We start from the raw sequence: 23729 nt of genomic DNA on the forward strand, positions 1-23729 counted from the left end.
ATTATTTATGCTGATATGATAAATACTAATATACGGAAGGATAAAAATGCCAGTAAAATATATATAATTATAAAATATATATAGTAAATACTTAATATAAAGACTAAATATATATTTAATGATAGAAATAGAAGAAGCAAATAAAATATATAATACTCCTGGAAAGGACTACCTGGAGGGCATAAAACTGGTGACCTTTGATATGGATGGGGTATTACTGAAAAATAGAAATTCATGGGACGTAATAATTAACAGGGCAATGAGAAAACACAGTAATGAAGGGAAAATGGTGTATACTTTCGACTATCTCCACAGAAACGGAGTGCCTGATCATTTATATGCAAACCTTACCCAGACCAAAATAAGGACATACATCAATCTAAATGATATGACATCGAATGTAATGAGAACCCTTGAATACCTCAGGCACAGAAAGATTAAAACTGCAATTGTTTCTGCAGGATCCCATATATTTGCGGAATACATTGCAGAACTCATGGGTATGGATTATTACATAGGAAACGAGGTTGATACCACGGCGCATAAATTTATCAAAAATGTTGACCCCGCCAAAAAAGACCTAAATGTTGCTAATATCCAGTCCATTCTGGGTGTGTCTCCGGAGGAAACACTGAGTGTTGGGGATTCGTTTATGGATCTTTCCATGAAAAGGAAATCCAGATACTTCGTTGCTTTCAATACTGCAAGTTACAGGACACTTGAATATTCAGATTTCACTGTTGAATCAACCAATCTATATGATATAATCAGCAGGCTGACTGGGCACTAAAGGTTTTGCAGTATCAAGCTTTTAATATTTTCGTTCAATATAAGCCAATGAAGATTCTGGCCATCGGTACATGGGGAGCAGGGCTTGTGCCAAAAAAAAGAAATACATCCTTTTTGATTGATGATAGTACGCTTCTGGACTGCGGTCCACATACGGTGGGATATTTAATTAATCAGGGTATTAATCTTGACGCAATAAAGAGAGTTTTGGTTACACACCTGCATCTTGACCATGCCGGAGGCATTTCCGAATTTATCTGGCAGAGGGCCCTGCATGGTGTAGATACAGAAGTAAACATCGTAGGTCCCCCTGAACTTTCAAAAAGCATTTCTGGAATCTTGAAATATTACCATACCCCGGCTTTCATGATGAGAGGGATTACATTTAATGAAAATGAGCCTGGATTAAATATCATGCTAGGAAAGCACACTGTTGAAGAATATATGTACAGGTTCAAATCCTCTGGAAAAACTGTGTTCTATTCTGGGGATACATCATACACTGACGCTGCAGTTGAAAACGGAAGAAACTCTGAACTTTTCATACATGAGGCAACATACCAGGATGGAATGGAGAATGAGGCAAAGAAATACGGGCATTCAACAGTTTCTGAAGCCATACTCGCATTCAGTGCCAGCAGGTCCAGAATTTTTATGCCAACACATATGTCCAGCGAATCAATTAAGCAGGTTTTATCTATACATAGCAATAATTTTATTGTGCCAGTGGAAGGAGAGGTGTATAATATATGATTGTGAAAAAAGTGGCATTTTTTGTCAATCCCCTGGCGGGTTACGGTGGAATCAGGAATAACAAGGGCTCAGACAACCTGTCCTTAAAAAACATCAGTGATTCAGTATCAGTCAAACGTGCTATTGAGTTTCTTAAAGGAATCAACAGTAAGGGAATAGAATTCATAGTACCTTCTGGCCCAATGGGCTCAATGGAGATGGATCAGGCTGGGATAACCTGCAGCATTTCCTATTATCCCGGGGAGCCATCATCCAGAGAAGATACCATTAATTTTGTCCATTCTGCAGAGGAGACAGATCTCATCTGTTTTGTGGGCGGCGATGGAACTGCCAGAGACATCCTTACTGCAGGTACTGACCTGCCGGTTTTTGGCATTCCCTCAGGGGTAAAAATGTACAGCTCTGTATTTGCAATGAATATAAGGAATGCTGTAGAAGTTTTTAACAGGGTATGCAATCAGGACATAAGCTATATAAGGGCCGAAGTGGACGATATTAATGAGGAAAAATACCGATCAGGCATACTGGAGGTAAAAAAATTCGGTGAATTGATGGTTCCTGACACCGCTGGTGTGGTAATTTCATCCAAGGCAGAATACCCAGAATCATCAGTGTTTGATATTGCAGAATACCTCCTAGATAATATGGACCCAGAAACATATTATATAATCGGCCCAGGAAGTACCTGCAAGGCATTGATAAATTCCATGGGCATGCATACAAATATGCTGGGCTTTGACGTTATTAAAGGTAAACAATTAATATCAGCCGATGCAGGAGAGGATCAAATTTATCATTTCGTGGCAACTGGTAGGGCAAAAATAATAATATCTATCATAGGTGGTCAGGGTTTCCTTCTGGGCCGTGGAAATCAGCAAATATCACACAGAATTCTGGCATCAATAGGTTTTGAAAATATATGTGTCATATCCTCCCGAGAAAAGATAGCAGACCTGGATGGGTTGTCCATAGATATCAATACAGACAATATTGCAGTCCCAAAATATGTAAGGGTTCTTACCGGCTACGGGCAGTACAGAATAATGAAACTTAAAGATTAATTATATCTATTAAGGACCGGATTACAAATTTATTAAACTATTATTTACGCATATACCGGATAAAACAGACTGCAATATTTTATATCTTAAGTTTCAATTCCCTATGGTGCAAAAGGGAAAGACGCTTGCAGGCCTCTCAAGGTATGCAAAGAAATCACCAAAATGGTACTATTTTGTGGTGCCGTTACTCATAATATTCATAATAGATTATCTAATACTGGGGCATATCAGGAATCTACTTGTCATACTAATAATACCATTTTTTATCCTGATTATAGTGGATTTTACATTAATAAGATTAACAAATAAAGGATTCAATTTTAACCGCATAGCCTATCTGGATTTTATTTCCATAGGCATGGCAACATTATTCTTCTGGGTGGGCATACTCCTAAATCCGTTTATTTCAATGCCATATTATTATATTCTTGCACTGGGAATAGCATTTCCTGCATTCCTGAGATTCCTCGTCCTCTATATATATTATCCGGCAAATATTGGAACGGCCACTGTCTTTTCTGCAAATTATACTTTTTCATATATAGCATCATCGCTGATCTTTTACCATGTATCCAGTGTGGCCCTGAAATTTGTTATACCCATGATTGTGGCTACACTAGTTTACATTTTATTCTCATATCTGTTCTTAAAATTAACCACCATAAAATTTACCAAAAAATACAAATCAAAACCATCAGAGCTTATTGAGTTCTTTCTTAACAGAGACACGGATGGTGAAATAGGGGAGAAGTTCTTTAATCATGTCTACAACAGGAAGAGGCGCGTCCCTGTTGTGACTGCCAATGTAAAAGCCGAAAACAGGGACCTTGTAACACTGGTGTTTCCATTTGTGCATCCCGGCCCCTTCGGCAATTTATGCACCAGCAATCTTCCACTGAAACTTGCAAATGAACTGGGAAGGGACAATATAATGGTCTTCCATACAGCTACAACAAACAGCAATAACTGCAGCGGAAAAGATGATATAAAAAATATCGCCGATTCAATAAAAAGGTCGCTAGAAAACATGGAATATGCAGATTATGTTTCAGATTTTGTTAAATTCAATGTTGACGGTTATGATGTATCCCTCCAGAAATTCGGGAATTCAGGATTTTCAACAGTTATACCATATGGCAGGCCCTTTGATGATATCTCACTGGAATCAGGTTTGAAGGTTATGGACGCACTTCAGAAAAATGGAGCCAGCCATTTTGCACTTCTTGATGCCCAGAACAGTTTCACAAAGGATGCTGAGGAACTCCATAACTGTGATATGATCATAGATCCCCTGATAAAAAACTTCAACCTAGTACAATCCGAATATCCTGCTTTTATCGGCTATGCAAGGAATTACCAGAAAATCGATGGCTTAGCATCTATGGGTGTCCAGGTACTGGTTTTAAAGATAAAGGACTATTACAACGCCATAGTACTTACTGATTCAAATAACATCAGCAGGGACATAATAAAGATGGCAAGGGGAGGTTCAGATCCCCGGGTCAGGAATATGGATATATATACAACGGACAATCATGTTGTCAATGTTGGGCAGCTTGACATAAACCCGCTGGGAATGCACTGTGATGCGGAATCAGTTGCAAACCTCATAAATAAAACTGTTCTCGAGGCAATTGACTGTGCCGCCCCTGCAATGGTTGGTATGTATACTGAATATGTGAACGTAACCATGGGCGAGGAAAATGCCTTCCACAATCTTATTCAGACAGTTCTTGCATCGCTGCGCACGGCAAAATACTCCATAGGTTTCGTCCTTCTCATATCAATGCTTATCTCAGTGTTCTCATTCAGGTATCTTGTTCTACACCTATAATTTCCTCCCTGATGCCATCAGATCAAGTATAACAAATGCAGTTAATGTCTGTATAACAGGAACGGCCCTGAATGATATGAAAGGGTCATGCCTTCCCGTAACCCTAACCTCTGATGGCTCCATTGTTGCTATATTAACACTTTTCTGCGGTATTCTTATTGAGGATGTGGGTTTCATCACCACACTGAATTCAACTGGCATACCATCCGTAATTCCTCCAAGAACGCCACCAGAATTGTTTGTCCTTGTCATAATTTTTTTCCCATCAGTATAAAATTCATCGTTTGCCTCAGATCCCCTCATGCCCCCGAGATTAAACCCTGCACCGAATTCCACGCCCTTTAGCCCGGGTATGGAAAACATGGCCCTGGATATTTCACTTTCCACAGAATTGAAAAACGGTTCCCCGACACCTGTAGGAACATTATATACAGATGTTTTTATAATGCTTCCGAGGCTATCCCCCTCTTTTATTATTTTCAGTATCCTGCTGTAAAGCAATTCATCCATGTCCTTATCCGGCATCCTGGTTCTGTATGCATAGACATCCTCAGGTTCTAAAGGTGGTTCAGATTTCATTGATATGCCTCCGGCTGATTTAATGTAGGTCACAATTTTTATTCCATAGACATCCAGTATGCTCATGGCCAGTGCACCTGCAGCAACAAGGGGAAGCGTCATCCTCCCAGAGAAAAAGCCACCGCCCTCATAGTTCCTGAAATCACCATACTTGTAAAACATTGTTAAATCCGCGTGTCCCGGTCTCGGGTTATTTTTCAGTTCGTCATAATGTTTATCGATATAGTCCTTATTTTTAAAAAGGAATGTAAATGGAGACCCGTCAGAAAATCCATTCCTGGAACCTGAAATAATTTCTATGGCATCCTCCTCATTTCTCTGTGTGGTAATAAGGCTCTGCCCTGGCCTTCTCCTGTCAAGCCATTTCTGGATATACTCTCTGCTGATTTCCGTCCCGGCAGGCAGTCCGTCCACTATACCACCTATGTATGGGCCGTGTGATGACCCGAAAACTGTGAGTCTTATTTCATTGCCCAGTGAAAACATCAGTTATGATGTGATGATAATTTATTAATATTTTTATATTACAATGTAATGACTTATTATAGCTCCGTGGTGTAGTGGCCAAGCATTACTGGCTCTGGACCAGCAGACGGCAGTTCGAATCTGCCCGGAGCTACTACCGTTAAAAACGAATAATTTAATTAAAGAGAGCTAAATTTACTTCCATGGAAGATGAACTTTTATTTGAATACTGTGAGCTGATAGAAAAAAATTTGCCTGTGGATCATAAGTTCTTTCTTTATGAATCACAGATAAAAATTGTGCAGTCATTTCTGGGGCTGGCCATATCAGAGGCAAGGAATATAGAGAAAATCAGGCAGATGCTGGATATACTGGACACCCTGAATGAAAATATCTACGATAATGATACGGTTCTCCCTGATAATGTTAGAAAATCCCTGAGAAGGGAGGAAAAGGAATGGGTTGACATAGAACAGAAAATGGATAATGGCGATAAATATACGGCATATCTTATTCTCGCCTCCTCAAATCTGAGAATAGCGTTATCCTATCTGGTTTCACTGAGTGCGGATGCTGATTTCTCAGGCCATATAGGGGAATACCCAATAGAATATATGCAAAAATTGATAAATATGATAAATAATGAGGCCGTGGGAAATGTCTTACTTTAATTTTTCAATGTCTGTAGAAGATATATAATCCTTATAGGTTATGGGCTCTGTTACATATCTATATAATGAAGTATTCTCCTTATAGTAGTCAAGCTGCAGCATGTAGAACTGTTCTTTTGTCAGGACCCCTCTCTTTTCAAGGGACCCGATGAATGGCTTGAATATTGTGGAAGTTACCTCTTTTACAGGCTGCATTCCCAGTTTGGCACGGATTACATTGAACATATCCGCGAAGGATACCCTTTCCCTTGTGCATACATCTATTACCCCTGACCTCTCCATGGAATTTTTAATTACGGTAATCACATCATTTATGTGGACCGGAGCCATATTTCCACTTCTCGGTAGATAGGGGACACGTCCCCCTGCGGCTTTTATAAGCATTTTTGTAAATTTATCACCTGGCCCAAACATTGTTGATGGCCTTATTATAAGTGAAGTTTTGAGTAAACTTGCATTGTCCTCCGCCAGCCTTTTGTACCTGAAATAATCTGTCTTACCCTTGTCTGCATTTATTGCGGAAAAGTAAATGAGTTTCCTGTTTCCCCTCAATTCCTGCATTGCCTGGACTATATTCTTCATGCCCTTTAATGATAAATCCTCATGGGTTTCCTCATTTTCTACCAGTACATCAACTGCATGCACTACAACATCATAATTCTCAATAGCGTTCTTAACATCCTCATATTCTCTTATATCCCCTTTTATATATTTTATACCGAGGCTGTCCAGCTCCTGTGAATTATTTCTTGAAAAGTAAGCCTTTTCTTCGGCATCCATCTGCTTCAGGATGTTGCTTCCAACGAATCCTGATCCTCCCAGAACTATTAATTTCATGGTACTGTATGGGCTATGTATATAAAAATCTTATACAATCATATTTGTAACTAAATGGTGCGGTGGCGGCGTTATATTTTTATCTATCTTATAATTACTATCAGCATGACAGATTTTTCCAACAGGAACAGGGATGTATTTCTTATTAAAACAGATATGATTGATCGTGGTGCATTGATGTCACGGTACAGCAGGACCCTGAACCTTGATATACGGGATGTTTATGAAAGGGAGTTCAAAAACAATCCAGAACGGGCCAGCAGTTTCTATAAAAGAATATTCCTGGATTACGGTGACGAATCCGTGGCGGAGCTTACAACAGCACAGCTTGGCATCCAGAACATTTCCAATGTGCTGTCCAAGGTAATAGAAGAGCCCAGGATAGGGCTGTCATACCTTGAAAAGTCCTCAAGGTATGTCAAATATAACAGAAAGGTAAATGGCAGCTATCTTTACCTGCATGGGAGGGATGCAGGAATGCCTGAAATGGAAGATGAGTATAACAAAATGTGTACAGACCTTTTTGATTTTTATTCTGAATCCTATCCGGTTATGATGAAATATATGGAAGAAAACAATCCCATTGAGAGTTTCATATTCCAGGTTGGCGGTAAAAATTACACCTATGCAGATTTAAAATCACAGGATAGCGATCTTATTGAAAAATCCTACAGGTCATCCCTCAGGTCTGCTGTACTTGATGAGATAAGGTCCGTTCTGCCGGCATCCACACTTACCAATATGGGTTTATCCGGCAATGGAAGGGCGTTCATCTCACTTATCGAAAGGCTAAACGCCTATGGGACCCCGGAGAGCCTGAAATATGCAGATATGATATACAGTGAGCTGGAGCCAGAACTTCCAGAACTCATTGATGATGCAGTGACATCACATGGTAAGGCCCAGGTTGATTATATAAACTCCAGGGATTCGCTGGGGAAGAATATTCAGTATAATAGTTTAGTGCCAGGCAGGATAAGGCTAATAAATTATATGGATGAAGGTGCTGCAATTGATATGGCCACAAAAATGATCATTTACCAGAATACAGGCGCATACGGCGGTGCATCATTGACACCTGAGCAGGAAGAATCCATAATTAATGAACTTGCATCGATCAGGGCAAACAGGAGGCATAAGATCGGCAGGGCATTTGAATCAATAAATTACACCTTTGAGATAAATATGAATTATGGTGCGTTCAGGGAATTCCAGAGGCACCGTTTCTTCTCCATCATAAGGAAACCTCTGGGTACTTACTATGGATACGACGTGCCTGAAAACCTGGCAGGGATACCGGACCTGAGGGATAGATATGATAGATTAATGCAGGAAGCAGCTACACTATATGGGAGAATTAGGGAAAAATATGGGGAAAAACTGGCACAGTACACAGTACCCTATGCATATAGATATCCGGTGGTATTCAGCGCAAACTTAAATGAGCTTACATACTTTATTGAATTGCGGTCCAATCCCCAGGTGCACCCCGACCTCAGGAGGGTTGCCTTTGATATTTATAATGAAATAAAGAGGGTCCATCCAAGGCTAGTAACACTGATAAAATTTTTAGATCAGGGAGATTACCGCCTGGGCCGCCTCCCTGCAGAGGTTAGAAAAGAAACAAAGAAAAAAGGCCTTTCAGGGACATCGGATTAAAATTATTCCAGTCCTTTAATTTTAATATTTTAATTTTAGAAAAGCTTATATTGAAGAACATATTTATGAATCGATTGTTATGATGTCAGGTCAAACCCCAATATTGATATTAAAGGAAGGTACAGAAAGGCAGCAGGGCAAAAATGCCCAGAAGAATAACATTGAGGCCGCCAAAGCCATTGCAGATGCAGTAAGGACAACACTTGGCCCCAAGGGCATGGATAAGATGATGGTTGATTCCATCGGTGATATAATTATATCCAACGACGGTGCAACCATACTGAAGGAAATGGATGTAGACCATCCAACTGCAAAAATGATTGTTGAAGCATCCAAATCACAGGACACAGCTGTAGGCGATGGAACAACAACAGTGGTTGTACTGGCTGGTGAGCTTCTGAAGCAGGCTGAGGCATTGCTTGACCAGGGAGTCCATTCTACCATTATAGCTGATGGATACCACCTGGGGGCAGAAGAGGCAAGAAAACAGCTCACAGCCATGTCTGTTAGCGCTAATGATGACAAGATGCTCAGGAAAATAGCAATAACTGCACTTTCAGGAAAAAACACCGGTGTCAGTGCTGAATTCCTTGCAGACCTTGTGGTTAACGCCATAAATGCAGTTTCAGAAACCGATGGGAAGAAAACCGTGGTTGATACAGCCAACATAAAGGTTGACAAGAAGAGCGGTGGGAGCGCTGCCGATACAAAATTCATAAACGGGCTTATAATAGACAAGGAAAAGGTCCATTCAAAGATGCCTTCTGTTGTAAAAAATGCCAAGATAGCCCTGATAAATTCTGCTCTGGAAATCAAGAAAACAGAGATAGATGCCAAGGTCCAGATAACAGACCCGTCCAAGATACAGGACTTCCTTGACCAGGAAAGTGACACCCTGAAGGAAATGGCAGAAAAAATAAAGAAATCAGGAGCAAACGTGGTTCTGTGCCAGAAGGGAATTGATGATACAGTCCAGTATTACCTTGCAAAATATGGAATATACGCTGTAAGAAGGGTAAAGCAGAGCGATATGGAAAAACTTGCAAAGGCTACCGGTGCAAAGATGGTAACAGACCTTGACGATATCTCTGAAGAAACAATGGGAAAGGCTGAAACCGTGGAAGAGAGAAAAATAGGCGATGACAGGATGACATTTGTCACTGGCTGCGAAAATCCCAAAGCCGTAAACATACTTATCAGGGGCGGGACAGAGCACGTTGTGGATGAGATAGAAAGGGCACTCAATGATGCAATAAGGGTCGTTGCAATAACAAAGGAGGACGGAAGATACCTTCCTGGAGGAGGTGCTACAGAGGCCGAGCTTGCAATGAAGCTCAGATCATACTCCAACAGCGTAGGCGGAAGGGAACAGCTATCCATAGAAGCCTTCGCCAAGGCCCTGGAAATCATCCCCAGAACACTGGCTGAAAACGCAGGAATGGATCCAATAAACACCCTTATATCACTGAAATCAGAGCACGAAAAGGGGAACAAAAACTACGGTGTTGACATGGAAGCAAATAAAATCAGCGACATGCTTGAGGCTGGTGTCTTTGATACATTCCGTGTAAAGACACATGCAATAGAAAGCGCCGTGGAGGTAGCCACAATGATACTCAGGATAGATGATGTCATTGCCAGCAAAAAATCTTCAGCACCTGCCGGAGGAGCCGGTGGCATGCCAGGAGGCATGGGCGGCGGTATGCCCGGTGGAATGGGCGGATACTGATTTTTTTAATTTTTTCCATATTTTAAAAAGTATAAATATTATTTAATAATGTTTTAACGGTGACATACAATGATGCAGTTTAATGTTAGTTCTACAGAAAGAGATTATGAAACTGATTATGATGTAATTATAATAGGTGCAGGTGCAGCAGGCTATTCTGCAGGTGTGTACATAAAAAGATCGGGCATGAGCGTTGCCATTATGGAACGTGAATCGGTGCCAGGAGGAAACACTGCAGTGTCCCCGCTTGTTGAGAACTATCTGGGATATACGGCCATAGAGGGTGCTGACCTTGCAGAAAATTTCAGGAAGCACTATGCACAGTACGGGAAAATAATTACTGAGATAGATGTAAGGGATATCAAAAAGGAAGGAGATAAATTCAAAATCACAACGAACCGTTCTGATTTCACAGCCAGGGCTGTTATAGTTACAACAGGTACAACCCACAGAAAAATGAACGTAAAGGGTGAGGATGAATATTACGGAAAAGGGATATCATACTGCTCCACATGCGATGGCTATTTATTCAAGGGCAAGGACGTTGCAGTTATAGGCGGCGGCAATTCAGGAGCCATATCAGCCCTGTACCTTGATGGAATAGCCAAAAATGTATCCATTATAGCACACTCAAAAATTAAAAAGTGTGAGGATGCCTACATAAAATCCATAGATGAAAAGAAAATCCCCTTTATACTGAATGCTGAAACCGAAGAATTTCTGGGTGATGGCAAGAAACTCAATGGATTAAAGTATAAAGACCTGAAAACCGGTGAGGAGAAGACTGTGAAACTGGATGGTGTATTTGTTTACATAGGTGTGATTCCACAGACATCCTTCCTTAAAAACATAGGTGTGAAACTCGATAACCACGGATTTATCATTGGTGATGAGAAGGGAAGGACAAACATTCCTGGAATATACGCGGCAGGAGACGTTCTATCCGGCAGTGAGGAACAGATAGCAACCGCAGTAGGAGATGGAAGTAAGGCCGCAATAACACTCTATACTGATTTAATAAATAAAAAGTTTTAAATTTATTCTTTTTCTATGGAATTTATGAAAAGGGATATACTTTCCGTTGCTGATATGCAGAACGACCTTGAAGATATAATAGATTTATCCATAAAGCTCAAGAAGGACAGGACAATTAAATTTTCTGAAAAAAAAATTCTTGGAATGATTTTTGAAAAGCCAAGTACAAGAACAAGGATATCACTGGAGGCTGCAATGGAGCAGCTCAATGGGCATGCTATTTACCTGAGCCCGAAGGATATGCACCTTGGTGACGGTGAAACAATAGCTGATACCGCCAGGGTAATGTCCAGGTTTCTTGATGTGATCTCATATCGTGCATTCGATTATAAGAATGTCAGGGAACTGGCCAAATATTCAACGGTACCGGTACTCAATGCACTGGACAATAGGGAGCATCCCATGCAGATTGTTGCAGACTTTATGACCATAATGGAGAAAAAGCACAGGCTTGAAGGGCTTAAAATGGCTTACATAGGCGATGGAAACAATATGGCAAACTCACTTCTTATAGGTGCTGCCATAACAGGCATGGATATATCAGTTGCGTGCCCGGAACACCATGATCCGGATCAGGATCTATTATACAGGGCCAGGGACATAGCCCTGAAAACAGGAAGCAGGATAGAGATAGTAAGAGACCCAAGAACTGCAGTGGATTCCTCAGATATAGTGTACACAGACGTATGGGTCTCAATGGGAGAGGAAAGCGAGAGGGAAAAAAAGGAAAAAGCCTTCAAAAATTTCCAGGTCAATGAGGACCTTGTAGATTTTGCAGATCGTAATTATATATTCATGCACTGCCTCCCTGCCAGAAGGGGCCTAGAAGTTACCGACGGTGTAATAGACGGTATACACAGCGTTGTATTCGATGAGGCTGAAAACAGGCTTTACAGTGAAAAGGGAGTAATATATACTGTGCTCTCATGATTTATTTTATGCACAATCAAACTTGAATTTACCTATCAAGATACCCATCCTAAACTTTTAATATTCATCTACTCTGTAAATTTGCCCACCCCTACAGAATCCCACAATTGCATTCTCCTCCTTGTTCTGACTATAAGCCAGAATATTGATGCAACAATCACTGTAGATGTGACAGTGGCAATAATATATACAGAATAAAGAAATATTGATAGAAAATAATAGGTGTGGTATCCACCTATAATCTGTATATGGTATAGAATGTAAATAACCGCCTCGATTGTCCCATATATAACTGTAAAATAAAGCAGCCAGCTGTAGTTTTCATGTAGCAGGTCATAATCATTTTTTATTTCATTGTATTCATTAAGTGGCTCATAAACAGCCTCGATTTCAGTCTCAGCCTCTGGTATTATTTTCCTGAATATTTCCAAAACATTCCCTTCTCCAGTTATCCTGATGCCTGATATGGTTTTTTCCAGTTCATCCATGAGGTCATTTGAATAAATAAACTCAAGCAATAGCTTCAGGAAAAGAAGGTCCGTTATATTCTTTTTCCTCTCGATATCTCTGAAAAGGGTTGCAATCAATCTGCCGAAGTACATTATTAGTACTGATGCGATTATAATATAAACCACTATAAGGCCCGGAAATCCTGGCACCATAATTATAAACCGGAATACGGGCTATTAAATGTATATGTATAATTGTTACAAATCAATCCATTTGCCTGTGTTTTAATGTTTAACTATCAGGCGTGGGCTCCACTTTCATGGGGGATAAATTCCAACCTTCTCAAGCGACCGGATCTAACTCGGATTCAATTTTCTTAAATTATTTAAATATTTAATGCCCTTACTGGTTGCTGTGTACCGCATTCCTGATCCATCCTCAATCATCTGCAGGTAACTCAACTTTAACATTTCGCTTATTAAATTTGTACAGTATCTATAATTTAAATTGCATCTGTACACGATTTTAGTTATGGACGTGGTCGGGTTTGATATTATGGATTCCAGTATTTCCCTCTGTATATCAACCTTGGATCTTTTGGCTCTGGAACTCAGGAATGGTTTTTTTACGGCATAGTTGTTAACCCTTACAATAATATTATAAAGACCAGAATTAAATCGCAATGATTTAACCAGCTGTATGTTAATAGAATCTGCCAGTTTTTTGATATTGCTATCTACCATGCCAGAATAAACTGCAATTCTGTTTTCCCGCTCTATCTCTTCCGGTATACTTACATTTTTTAAAATATTAATCTTGTCAATAATGGTACCTGGCAGAAACAATAAAAATATCTTAAGTCCTGTGGAGTCTTTCACTATTTTTGAATAGTTATTGCCTGTACCATGAGCCCCAATACACCAGCTTTCAAGTTCAAATGCATATTCATCATTATTCCTGACCATAAATATTAATTCAATCCTTAATATTAAACTTTTCTTATAGTGCCGAATAAATTTAATATAATATACTGAAGTTAGTGCCACATATAAACACTGTAAAATAAACCTTTTATACAAACCATATATTTTTATTTCCAGTTCATGAACGAATATCGTAATAAGTAGGTAAACTTTACTATCAAAATACGTATCTATTAATGGATGTAGTAATTTAAATTTATGGTATTTAAATATTGTCATATTATGTCATATTTATATTATAATATGATTAATAATTCATCAATAATATTGTATAAATTCATACAGGCAGCCCGACCTCGATTAGCATTATATTATTCCATATTCCTTTTATAATGACTTAAGCTCATTCAGGTAATTTTTCCCCTCTGAAGTTATTGTATATTTAATACCGTTCTTATATTCCATAACATCCACCATACCCTTCTGTATAAGATTTTCAAGCAATTTTATGGCATACTGGTAATTTAGGTTGCATTTGTATATTATCTTTGTAATATTTATCCCCTCACTGGAATTGACTGTATCCAGTATTTCCTTGATTATAAATATTTTCTCACGGCGCTGTATTTTTTCATATTTATTCTCAGGTTGCTGTAGTGGCTTTTCCACCTGGCTCGCAGGCACTTCAATTATCTTTGACATATTTGTATGGTTCAGTATTATCTTGTGGCATAGGGTAATATTAAATTTAAGTGATATTTCACGCAATTCCGGGGGAATCACACCTCCATATATTGCAATTTTTCTGGTATACTGATTCCTTGATACATTCTCTGTAAATTCTTTGATTTTCTTTATCTTGCTATCAGAACTTCCCCTGAGCATAACCACTGGAACTTCTTCTCCTGTTTTTATTGAGCGAAGGATTAGGTCCACCTTATATATATCCCCCCTACTGCTGACTATTCCGTTATACACTTCTTCCCATTCATTGCTGTCAAAAACTATAGTTGAATTCTTTACCATATTAAACCACTTCTCTTAAATTTTCTACACATACCATTGTTACCACCTAACATTTTTCGTTTTCCACGTTTTGCTCTTTCTCCCCGGATACAGAAGCATGCCTGCAATCCCTACAAAAACAATTGCCAGTATAATCTTTGAATAAATCAAAGTATATCCAAGATATGGAATAGAAAAGAGGACATGCCCCCTAACATCATAGGTCGGCACCGGGTCCGGGTCCTGTGATGGATTGGCCACACCCTTGGTCCTGAAATACTCATGCCCCCCTATATAGCATATCCTTATCACCTGGTGGGCAAACAAAGTACCATTTTCCCATGGAGCATTGAATACTATTATATCACCAACTTTCACTGAGGATGCTTTTATTGGCCCCACAAAAAGTATGGATCCAGGCTTTATAACAGGATACATGCTCCCTGTTGGATCGCCTATAACGAAGTAACTATGATCAGAAATTCCCGGCGCTATTGCTATTGATGCTATGCTCACAATAACCACTATAACAATAAGCCACTTTGAGTTCTTAAGTGCCTTTTTCAAATTGATTCTGTTTCCGGAAAACACGTTTTTGAAATTAAATGAGGATTTCATTATAAAATCTGAGATAAATATAACCAGGGAAAGGGTAATCATTTCCCACATAAGATAGTAGTATTTAGAAACATCAATGTTGATAGAAAGTGATGTAAAAACCATGAATATGAAGAGAAAACTGAGAATTCCTGCAAAATTGAATCCTGATTTATAGAAAATAAACAGCACTGTCAATGCCAGGAAGAATATGAAAATTATGTTGAAAACTGCAATAGAAAATATTGTTTTTGTGTCAATCAGGACATAATATGGATAATAAAATAATAGGACTGTGGACCCGAATATTAATCCTTCAATGGCAAAATTCTTTATTCCTGATTTTTCAATGCAGAGCAGTACAAGGTATAATGAAAATGCGGTAATAGCAGAATATGCCAGTGTTGAGGGAAGAACACCAGCATAGAAATGGAAAGTAATTTTATGGAAGGCTATTCCCGGCTCCAGCAGGAAAATTTCCATAAATATTCCCATGGCTGCCATCTTTACTATATCCATGTTAATGTTCAGCCTTATATTGAAAACCATTGGAAGAAGAGGAATAAGTGATAGCAACACTGTTATCCATGTATTTTTCAGATAAGCTAAGGATAGCTGGTACACTATTATGTATGCCAGTACAAGTGACAGTATTCTTTTCATTTCTCAACCCCTCTGTAGGAATAGACATAATTTTTGAAATCATGGGACACGAAGAAAAGTGAACTCTTTTTTATATAGAATAATGGTTCATGGTAGGCATCCGATAATTTAACCAGTTCATCAAATGTATCCACCTTTGTTACAATACCCTTCGGCATTGCTTCCACATCTATTATCCGGTCCCCGAACTCCTGAAGTTTCAGATCCAGTTTGCTTTTCTTTTTCGGAAAACCAATGTACGTGACAGCCAAGAAAACAAAAAGTATGGCTGATGGAATTATTATTATATATCCATATAAAACCGGCAGGCCTATTATAGGCTTGCTGCCGTAGGCATCTTTTATATCTGCTGTTCCAGTCATGCTGGCCGGGCTGCCATATTTCACCGAATAGTAATGGTTTCCCTGGCTTATCAGAAGGTAGGTGCTTGAGGAAATTCCACTTACAGGATCCTGGACAGTTATATTTATGTCAACTGTAGGGCTTGTTCCTGTATATCCAAGCTGGCTATCTATTTCAGCCGACTGATTATAAAGGCATGAAAGGTTTAAAGGAATCACCATGCCTGAAATAGTCCGGCTTCCGTTGAATTCCAGCGTTGAACTGTTTGAGCTGAATAGCTTGGACCATGAAGGGCTTGATGATATTACACCTATGGAATAGTCAATAAATACTGTTTGTTTACTGGAAGACAGAAAATTTGCGGTTATATATACTGTCATATTTTTCAGCAGTTTTTCATATATAACGGTTGGATTGTAAAGGTGATTAGAACTATACAGGCTATTATTTGTTATATTGGCCTCAAGGTTTACCTGCGCGCTTGATATGAAATTGGTTTCAGAGATTTCCCTGCTATGCTCCCTGGGCTCAAGTATAATAAATGAAGAAAAAATAATAGCGACTGCCAGAATTATTATAATTGCCAGATGCAGTTTTCTATTCATATAAATTGGATGTATGTAATTAGTTTAATCTTTATTTATTAAAAGTACTGAGTTGTGGTATTTATTTAATATTAGTACATTATATACTTATGTATTGTACAAACTATTGTTTTTTATCTATCTTATGGTCTAACTGTTTTAACTAATGCACCATATTTTAATTTCCTGTTTTATTATTTACAAATGACAGATTTATTTCTGGTGACTAAATGAATAAAAAGTTAGCCGTATTATTGGTAGTGCCAATTCTCATAGCAATGGGAGGAACATTTGCTTTCTCTGCATTCTCTGGGAGTTCTAGCGTTGCCATTAATGGAACAGCAGGTCATTTGACCTGGGAGAATAATCTGACCCTAGTCGAAACAAACGCCCAGAATACGCCTTTAACAGCTGTGGGTCCAAACGGGAATGTTTACACAATAGGAGTGTCTGAACCATACTATCATTCCAGCGGTATGTACAAGCTATACCTTGGAACACAGAGATATGATACAGCTACAAGTGGAAGAGAGTATACAGTAAATGTGACGAACTTCGCTCCTGGTGAATATGTCGAGTTTCTGGCAGTTATAACCAATAACGGAACTGTTGGATTTATGGTAGCTCCACACGCGCCAACAATAACAACCTCATCTGACGCAACATACAACTCAGCAAATGCATCTATAAACGCAGCACAGGTTTCACAGGGCAGCTTTATGGGCGATCTTGAGAGCTCAACAGGTTACATATACAACGTAACAACTGTCTCCGGTTTCAACACATCTCTCAGTCCAGAGGGAAGTGCTGTAATGGAGATATGGGTTGGACTTGGCAACAGTGATGGACATGATGTAAATCACTACCAGGGATCAGACTTCTCACTGAACATAGACCTTAGCATTGTATCAGACCCGTAAAAATAATTTTATTTTTTTATTTTTAAATTAAGTTTTATTTATAAATGTATTTTAAACGTTTATTCATTTTATTCTCTGGAATACTAAGGTATTTTGCATGCCGGCTCATTATGTTAGTCAGTTAAACAGTAGATTTATCGCATATGAAAAATCGAATAAAAACGCAAGTATGGTATTTCACTTATTTGTTATAACGGATTTAAATACTTATTAATGCGCCCGCGCCGGGATTTGAACCCGAATCTAAGGCTCCGCAGGCCTTCAGGATATCCAAATTACCCCACACGGGCTTTTTAGTATGGCTTATACATATTTTAACTTTATAATTTTTTGATTATATGGGCTAACAATATGTAATAAAAGAATCAAATTTTAAACAGACTTTCAGAACCACATTCCAGCACGTTTTGTGATATATTTATTAACTGATTATTTATCTTAATCCTTTCAGCACAGCCATTCTAAATCCTAATCCACTTTGAAATTGTACTAAAATAACTGGAACCTGAAAATGAAGTATGATGGGTAAAATTGATTTATCGCAGTAAAATAAAAGGAATATTATCATCATGCCATTCTTTTAAGATCAGAGTAAAATTTGAATATAACTAAAATGTATCATGGTTACAAATAAAATTAACTTCCCCTGAATTTCGGCAGCATAATATCAATAAGTGATGGATTTCCATTAACAGCACCAGTTATAGATTTTTTAAATGCAGTTCTTAATTCCGTAAGGTCCCTTACTATGTAGGAATCCACATTAAATGCCTTAGCCATGGTAGCAAAATCAATCCGGGGATTATCAATATCTATAAATTGCATATCCTTCGAATTTTTAATATATTTCTCTGTCGTGTTTTCAAAGTATGGCCATTCTATAGCCCATGATCCATTATTCAAAATAATGTATATTACACCAAGGCCATAATGTTTCACACTCCACAGTGCAGACGTAATATTGCCGAATATCGCATCCCCATCTCCTGTAATGCACACTACCGGTTTATAATCCATTATTCCGGAAAGGTAATTATCCTCATTTCTGGCCAGAAATGTGCCATAGGCCATGCCCACCGGAGACCCCAAATGACCGCTTGGATTACTGAAAAACGTTCCCGGGGTGTCGAGGTTTATCTGCTGGTTCAATCCATTGTAGGATTTGATACTTCCATTTACCAGTGCCATTCCTTCCTGCCATTCCTCATTGAGCACATATCCAATGGAATTGTCAGTGAGTAATCCTTTTTTGATATCCCTGGCCGCCATATTCTGTATCTCTTTCATTAATTTTTCATGCTTTTCAATAACAGAAGCCCTGCGATTTTCAATTATCTCATTTTCCCTGTGGCTAATTTCTGTTTTTTTCATTACTAGATCCAGTGTTGGGCCAAGATCACATTCTATGTCAATGGAATTGAATAAATTGGATGAGCCATAATCACCGCCACTGTATATGTCCCTGCGCCTTACAAACTCAGTGGAAAAATCTATAATATCCCTATCCACTGGAAATGAATTCCCTGGGAGTATTCCAAATTCGAAAAGTAGCAGTAGGTCATCATTTTCTGTTTCAGGTACATACATTCTTGGAACAAAACCCAGGTGCATGTGATTATTAAGTGGAAAGCTCATGAAATAGCGGCGTTCCTTAACACCCATCCCAAACCTGTCAGCGAATTTAACCATTGTATTCACATAGTTCATATTTCTCCCTGCATGGGAAACAAAGATTTCTGGATTACTTGATGAAAGTATTTTATCCCCTATAATCTTAATAGTATCATTATCCGGCAACCTTCTATTATAATAAAATTTCTTTGTTCTTATTGCCATCCCATCATAGGGCTTCTGCATGAGGTCATGCCTCAATGTGAGGAATGATATTCCCTTAGGTTCTAGCTGTGTTATAAAAAAAGCCTTGGAAAGGTCTTCCTCCATCATTTCCTCTGATTGTGAATTATTGGACCATTTGACCCATGGCTCAATGATATCAAGGTGTTTTGAAGAATAATGGCTTGTGGGGTCATTCAGAAGGTGAGTTCCTGGAATATCCCTTGATGCCAGCACCAGTAGTGGGGCCATATTTAGGTATGATGAATATAATGCTCCTATGGAATTCTGGGTGCCCACTATTCTATCCACTAGGGCAATTCCGGTTCTGTTCTTTGCCAGTGCATAACCTTCAGCCGAGCTTACTGCAGTAAATTCATGCAGTGCCTGTATCCATTTAATGCCCTTTTCGACAGATATTGCATCCTGAATCTCGGCCATTCCTGCGCCGGTTGTCCCGAAGATAAAATTGTTCCCATAGAGTTTCAGGGATTTTATTAATACCTGTGCAAGTGTTTTGATTTTATAATTTTCTTCCATCAAAATCAATCATATTTATGAATTTAAGCCTTTGTGATGAATTTTTGCCAGATTTAAAATATTAATTTCCATATTAGATACCGGGACAAATAATCAATATGATGCAAGGGACGGGATTTGAACCCGCGAACTCCTTCGAGATAGAATCTTAAGTCCTACACCTTTGGCCAAGCTTAGTTACCCTTGCATTCCGGTAATATGTTTTTAATTAATAAGTTTTTTTAAGTATGCGCACTGATAGTATAATATTTATAAGATATATTACTAAGATATTATGGACGAAGAAAATAATAATGCTGTTATGGGGTTTAAGCTGGACGAAGAGCCTAAGTGGATACGTGTATCCCTTGAGGATGGCACGGTGCTGGAAATTAAAACGGAAATTATGTCTATAATGAAAGTTGGAAATGACCCGAATACAGGGCTTCCACAGTATAGCATAAATGCTGCTCCCATGATCAGGATGATGAAGGTTCCACGGGAATCAGTAAAAAAGAGAACAGAATCAGATAAGGGACTGTACAGATAGAAAAATATTCGTACAAATAAATTTAAATTATCTGCTGAAATAGAGTAAAATGGATGAAATGGATTATAGAATTCTGGAGTTATTACGTGAAAATTCAAGAGAAAAAAATATGGAAATAGCAAGAAAATTGAACGTTTCCGAGGGAACAATACGGAAGCGCATACTCAATATGGTAGACTCTGGGATAATCCAGAAATTCACTGTTGAAACCGCCATTTCCATAGAGGGGATTGTTTTAATAAAACTTGATTCAAGAAGGGCGTCAGCAACCATAAAACTTCTTAAAAATATTTACCGGGATGTTTATGAATTTTCTGGCAGAATAGATGTTGCAGTGAGAATAATCAAAAGTACTATAGATGAACTGAACATGGAGGTTGATAAAATCAGGGAAATCAGTGGTGTAATAAACACTGATACAATGGTAAGACTTAAATGAAAAGTTAACGATATTATTATATATTCTGAATAAATGTACAGTTGGGTAATTTACATGTCTGAAGAAAACATAATCTTTGTGGGGAAAAAACCAACTATGAACTATGTACTTGCTATTGTGACTCAGTTCAACAACTCTGATATAAGCAGAATAGTAATAAAAGCCAGAGGAAAGGCTATAAGCAAGGCCGTGGATATTGCAGAAATCACTAAACACAAGTTTATCCAGACAGCCAGATATGAAAGCATAAAACTCGATACTGAAACTCTAGAAGGAGAAAATGGTCCTTCCAATGTTTCATCCATAGAAATAGTAATTGCAAAATAATGCTTTTTATATTGCATAAAAAAAATTTCTACAAAACCTTAAATCATAATTTTCAATACATAATTATAATTTGGTGTTTCAATGAAAAATTTCTATGAATGGCAGTATGGTCTCCGGGATAAGATTAATGAAGTTAATTCAAGGCTTCTGAAATCTATAGAAACGGACCAGAAATATTTGTTTGATATGGCAAAATATACCATAGATGCCGGAGGTAAAAGATTTAGGCCACTTCTAACGATACTGTCATATGAAATATCCTGCAGCGAACCCTATGATAAAATTCTTGACCTTGCAGCAGGTTATGAATTGATACATACTGCGAGCCTCATACATGATGACATAATAGATAAATCAAAATACAGGCGCGGTAGGGAAACACTTTATTCCCGTGATGGAGTGGACAATGCCATAGTAGTTGGGGATTACCTTTTCGCAAAGGCCTACGAGCTTGGTTCCAGATATGGAAAGGAGGTTTCAAAGGTAATGGCGGATGGTTCATCACATCTTGCAGAGGGCCAGATTATAGAGGCATTGAATATAGGAAATCTGTCACTTGACATTGAAACGTACAATAACATTATTAAAAATAAGACAGCATACTTTTTTTCTGCATGTGCAGAGGGCGCCACAATGGCTGCCGGTGCTGACAAAACAGTAAGACAGAAATTAAGTGATTTTGCATTTAATATGGGCATGGCATTTCAGATAACAGATGATATACTTGATATAGTCGGCAATGAACAGGAAATGGGGAAACCGACAATGGTTGACCTTAACCATGATGTTGTAACGCTTCCTATTATACATGCACTTTCAAATGCTAACTCCATGGATAAAAAAATGCTGGTAGGCATACTGAAAGGAGAATACAATGGTCCAGATTATAAGGAAAAATTCAGGGAAATCCTTTTTAAAACAGGTTCTCTGGAATATGCTTTCAAAATAGCCAAGGATTATATCCTTAAGTCAGTTGCGAATTTGAATGGCATAGGAAGATCTGATGATCTGGGCCTGCTTATGGACCTGGCACTTATTGTGGTGGACAGAATTAATGAATCAGGGGTAATATAATGACAAGAGTATTATTATACACAGGAAAAGGAGGAGTTGGAAAAACAAGCGTGGCAGCATCTACAGCATCAATGCTGGCAAAGAACAATAAAAAAACCATAGTGATGTCAACGGATCCGGCACACAGCCTCAGTGATTCACTAAACGTGGAAGTTAAATCAGAGGCAACAAAAATTTCTGAGAACCTCTATGCACAGGAAATAAATATTAACGATGCAATAGAATCGCACTGGAAAGATCTCAGGGAATACCTTACAGCACTCTTCCAGTACCAGGGGCTTGACCCAATTTCAGCAGATGAAATAGCCATACTTCCTGGATTCGAGGAAGCTACCTATCTGTTATATATAAATGATTACATAAAGAATAATGAGTATGATGTAATAGTTGTGGACAGTGCACCTACCGGAGAGGCGTTGAGGATGCTTTCATTCCCCGAGGTCATGCGCTGGTACATGGAAAAGGTGTTCCCCATAAGCAGAACAGCTGCCAAGATCGCCAGGCCCATAATGCGCCCATTCTCTGGAATACCGATGCCAAACGACAAGGTTTTCCAGAGTGCAGAAACCCTTTACGATGACCTTGGGGAAATACACAAAATCTTGGAGGACCCCGATATTACATCCATAAGGCTTGTAACAAACGCCGACCAGATGTCTTTCAACGAAACAAAAAGGGCATTTACCTATTTGCTTCTCTATGGTTATCCCGTGGATGCATTGATAGCAAATAAGATATATCCAGAGGATACAGGAGACTTCTTCAGCAACTGGAGGGCAACACAGGCGGAAATCCTGGGTGAAATAGATGCATCATTCCCAGAAATAAAAGTTTTCAGAAGTTACCTTCAAAATTATGAACTCATGGGCAAGGATAAGGTACTCAAGTTCGGCCAGGACCTATACGGTGGTGAAGATCCGTACTCTGTATTCTATAAGGGGAAGCCAATAGAATTTACACGGGAAAACGGAAAGACTGCAGTTAAGATGAAATTGCCCTTTGCGGATAAAGAAAATTTAAACCTTTATAACCGTGCAGGGGAATTGATAGTAGAGGTGAAAAACTGGAAACGCATACTCTACCTCCCCCAAACAATGGCAAATATGCAACCCACCGGTGCAGAGCTGAAAAACGGTTATCTATATATAACATTAAGTTAAT

General features: G+C 38.7%; 23 protein-coding genes and 3 tRNA genes. 16 read left to right on the top strand and 10 right to left on the bottom strand.

The features are described 5' to 3' along the window. Window positions 1–118: 118 nt before the first annotated feature. The 4 genes from RE471_RS02680 (at window position 119) to RE471_RS02695 (ending at window position 4437) form a co-directional block, all read left to right on the top strand. The gene (locus RE471_RS02680) at window positions 119–790 is read left to right on the top strand and encodes an HAD family hydrolase (RefSeq protein WP_309215237.1); all 672 of its coding nucleotides are present in this window, start codon (window positions 119–121) and stop codon (window positions 788–790) included. Window positions 791–837: 47 nt separating this feature from the next. Next, window positions 838–1542 carry an MBL fold metallo-hydrolase gene (locus RE471_RS02685; protein WP_309215238.1) on the top strand — a complete coding sequence of 235 codons (705 nt, stop codon included), beginning with the start codon at window positions 838–840 and terminating at the stop codon, window positions 1540–1542. Beyond that, the gene (locus RE471_RS02690; RefSeq protein WP_309215239.1) at window positions 1539–2603 is read left to right on the top strand and encodes an ATP-NAD kinase family protein; all 1065 of its coding nucleotides are present in this window, start codon (window positions 1539–1541) and stop codon (window positions 2601–2603) included. Before RE471_RS02685 ends, RE471_RS02690 begins: the two co-directional genes overlap by 4 nt. A 103-nt stretch (window positions 2604–2706) precedes the next feature. Then, the gene (locus tag RE471_RS02695; protein ID WP_309215240.1) at window positions 2707–4437 is read left to right on the top strand and encodes a DUF2070 family protein; all 1731 of its coding nucleotides are present in this window, start codon (window positions 2707–2709) and stop codon (window positions 4435–4437) included. On the opposite strand, the gene aroC is transcribed toward RE471_RS02695, so the two are convergent. Further along, the gene (gene aroC / locus RE471_RS02700) at window positions 4432–5502 is read right to left on the bottom strand and encodes a chorismate synthase (RefSeq protein WP_309215241.1); all 1071 of its coding nucleotides are present in this window, start codon (window positions 5500–5502) and stop codon (window positions 4432–4434) included. The genes RE471_RS02695 and aroC overlap by 6 nt on opposite strands. A 60-nt stretch (window positions 5503–5562) precedes the next feature. On the opposite strand from aroC, the gene RE471_RS02705 reads away from it, so the two are divergent. Both RE471_RS02705 and RE471_RS02710 read left to right on the top strand, forming a co-directional pair. After that, window positions 5563–5635, top strand: a tRNA-Gln gene (locus RE471_RS02705). Between the two features lie 49 nt (window positions 5636–5684). After that, window positions 5685–6152, top strand: coding sequence for a DUF1940 domain-containing protein (locus RE471_RS02710; protein ID WP_309215242.1), 468 nt, complete (start codon window positions 5685–5687; stop codon window positions 6150–6152). Here the strand turns inward: RE471_RS02710 and RE471_RS02715 are convergent. After that, window positions 6144–6989, bottom strand: a complete 846-nt coding sequence (locus RE471_RS02715; RefSeq protein ID WP_309215244.1) for an NAD(P)H-binding protein — start codon at window positions 6987–6989, stop codon at window positions 6144–6146. The two genes, RE471_RS02710 and RE471_RS02715, sit on opposite strands and share 9 nt — an antisense overlap. Window positions 6990–7094: 105 nt before the next feature. On the opposite strand from RE471_RS02715, the gene RE471_RS02720 reads away from it, so the two are divergent. From RE471_RS02720 to argF, 4 genes are all read left to right on the top strand, one after another. Continuing rightward, window positions 7095–8648, top strand: a complete 1554-nt coding sequence (locus RE471_RS02720) for an FAD-dependent thymidylate synthase (RefSeq protein WP_309215246.1) — start codon at window positions 7095–7097, stop codon at window positions 8646–8648. Between the two features lie 79 nt (window positions 8649–8727). Next, entirely contained in the window at window positions 8728–10377 is a 1650-nt protein-coding gene (thsA, locus tag RE471_RS02725; protein ID WP_309215247.1) for a thermosome subunit alpha, read from the top strand. Window positions 10378–10446: 69 nt separating this feature from the next. Further along, entirely contained in the window at window positions 10447–11412 is a 966-nt protein-coding gene (locus RE471_RS02730) for an FAD-dependent oxidoreductase (protein WP_309215248.1), read from the top strand. Window positions 11413–11436: 24 nt separating this feature from the next. After that, on the top strand, window positions 11437–12342 hold the full coding sequence (argF, locus tag RE471_RS02735; protein WP_309215249.1) for an ornithine carbamoyltransferase: 906 nt from the start codon (window positions 11437–11439) through the stop codon (window positions 12340–12342). 68 nt (window positions 12343–12410) lie between these two features. Here argF and RE471_RS02740 read toward each other — a convergent pair whose 3' ends face one another. The 5 genes from RE471_RS02740 to RE471_RS02760 form a co-directional block, all read right to left on the bottom strand. Continuing rightward, window positions 12411–13004 (bottom strand): hypothetical protein, encoded by a 594-nt coding sequence (locus RE471_RS02740; protein WP_309215250.1) that lies wholly within the window; start codon window positions 13002–13004, stop codon window positions 12411–12413. Between the two features lie 144 nt (window positions 13005–13148). Further along, window positions 13149–13757 carry a winged helix-turn-helix domain-containing protein gene (locus RE471_RS02745; protein WP_309215251.1) on the bottom strand — a complete coding sequence of 203 codons (609 nt, stop codon included), beginning with the start codon at window positions 13755–13757 and terminating at the stop codon, window positions 13149–13151. A gap of 345 nt (window positions 13758–14102) precedes the next feature. Continuing rightward, window positions 14103–14741, bottom strand: a complete 639-nt coding sequence (locus RE471_RS02750) for a winged helix-turn-helix domain-containing protein (protein WP_309215252.1) — start codon at window positions 14739–14741, stop codon at window positions 14103–14105. Window positions 14742–14780: 39 nt separating this feature from the next. After that, window positions 14781–15980 carry a signal peptidase I gene (locus tag RE471_RS02755; protein WP_309215253.1) on the bottom strand — a complete coding sequence of 400 codons (1200 nt, stop codon included), beginning with the start codon at window positions 15978–15980 and terminating at the stop codon, window positions 14781–14783. After that, window positions 15977–16927 (bottom strand): DUF5305 family protein, encoded by a 951-nt coding sequence (locus RE471_RS02760; RefSeq protein WP_309215254.1) that lies wholly within the window; start codon window positions 16925–16927, stop codon window positions 15977–15979. The genes RE471_RS02755 and RE471_RS02760 overlap by 4 nt, the downstream gene beginning before the upstream one ends. 209 nt (window positions 16928–17136) lie before the next feature. On the opposite strand from RE471_RS02760, the gene RE471_RS02765 reads away from it, so the two are divergent. Further along, entirely contained in the window at window positions 17137–17826 is a 690-nt protein-coding gene (locus RE471_RS02765; RefSeq protein ID WP_309215256.1) for a hypothetical protein, read from the top strand. Between the two features lie 216 nt (window positions 17827–18042). On the opposite strand, the gene RE471_RS02770 is transcribed toward RE471_RS02765, so the two are convergent. From RE471_RS02770 to RE471_RS02780, 3 genes are all read right to left on the bottom strand, one after another. Continuing rightward, a tRNA-Arg gene (locus tag RE471_RS02770) sits at window positions 18043–18116 on the bottom strand. A gap of 346 nt (window positions 18117–18462) precedes the next feature. Then, window positions 18463–20199 (bottom strand): thiamine pyrophosphate-binding protein, encoded by a 1737-nt coding sequence (locus RE471_RS02775; RefSeq protein WP_309215259.1) that lies wholly within the window; start codon window positions 20197–20199, stop codon window positions 18463–18465. A 102-nt stretch (window positions 20200–20301) separates the two neighbouring features. Next, a tRNA-Leu gene (locus tag RE471_RS02780) sits at window positions 20302–20386 on the bottom strand. Between the two features lie 87 nt (window positions 20387–20473). Here RE471_RS02780 and RE471_RS02785 point away from each other — a divergent pair. From RE471_RS02785 to RE471_RS02805, 5 genes are all read left to right on the top strand, one after another. Continuing rightward, window positions 20474–20728, top strand: a complete 255-nt coding sequence (locus RE471_RS02785; RefSeq protein ID WP_309215260.1) for a hypothetical protein — start codon at window positions 20474–20476, stop codon at window positions 20726–20728. Window positions 20729–20777: 49 nt separating this feature from the next. Continuing rightward, window positions 20778–21167: an Lrp/AsnC family transcriptional regulator gene (locus RE471_RS02790; protein ID WP_309215261.1), complete on the top strand. Its 390-nt coding sequence runs from the start codon at window positions 20778–20780 to the stop codon at window positions 21165–21167. Window positions 21168–21221: 54 nt separating this feature from the next. Beyond that, on the top strand, window positions 21222–21494 hold the full coding sequence (gene albA / locus RE471_RS02795; protein WP_298274906.1) for a DNA-binding protein Alba: 273 nt from the start codon (window positions 21222–21224) through the stop codon (window positions 21492–21494). Window positions 21495–21575: 81 nt separating this feature from the next. After that, entirely contained in the window at window positions 21576–22568 is a 993-nt protein-coding gene (locus RE471_RS02800; RefSeq protein WP_309215264.1) for a polyprenyl synthetase family protein, read from the top strand. Beyond that, complete coding sequence (locus RE471_RS02805) at window positions 22568–23728, top strand: ArsA family ATPase (RefSeq protein ID WP_309215265.1); 1161 nt, start codon at window positions 22568–22570, stop codon at window positions 23726–23728. Before RE471_RS02800 ends, RE471_RS02805 begins: the two co-directional genes overlap by 1 nt. The last annotated feature ends 1 nt before the right edge of the window (window position 23729 follow it).

Origin of the sequence: Ferroplasma sp. (assembly GCF_031200575.1) — an archaeon.
Taxonomy (GTDB): domain Archaea; phylum Thermoplasmatota; class Thermoplasmata; order Thermoplasmatales; family Thermoplasmataceae; genus Ferroplasma.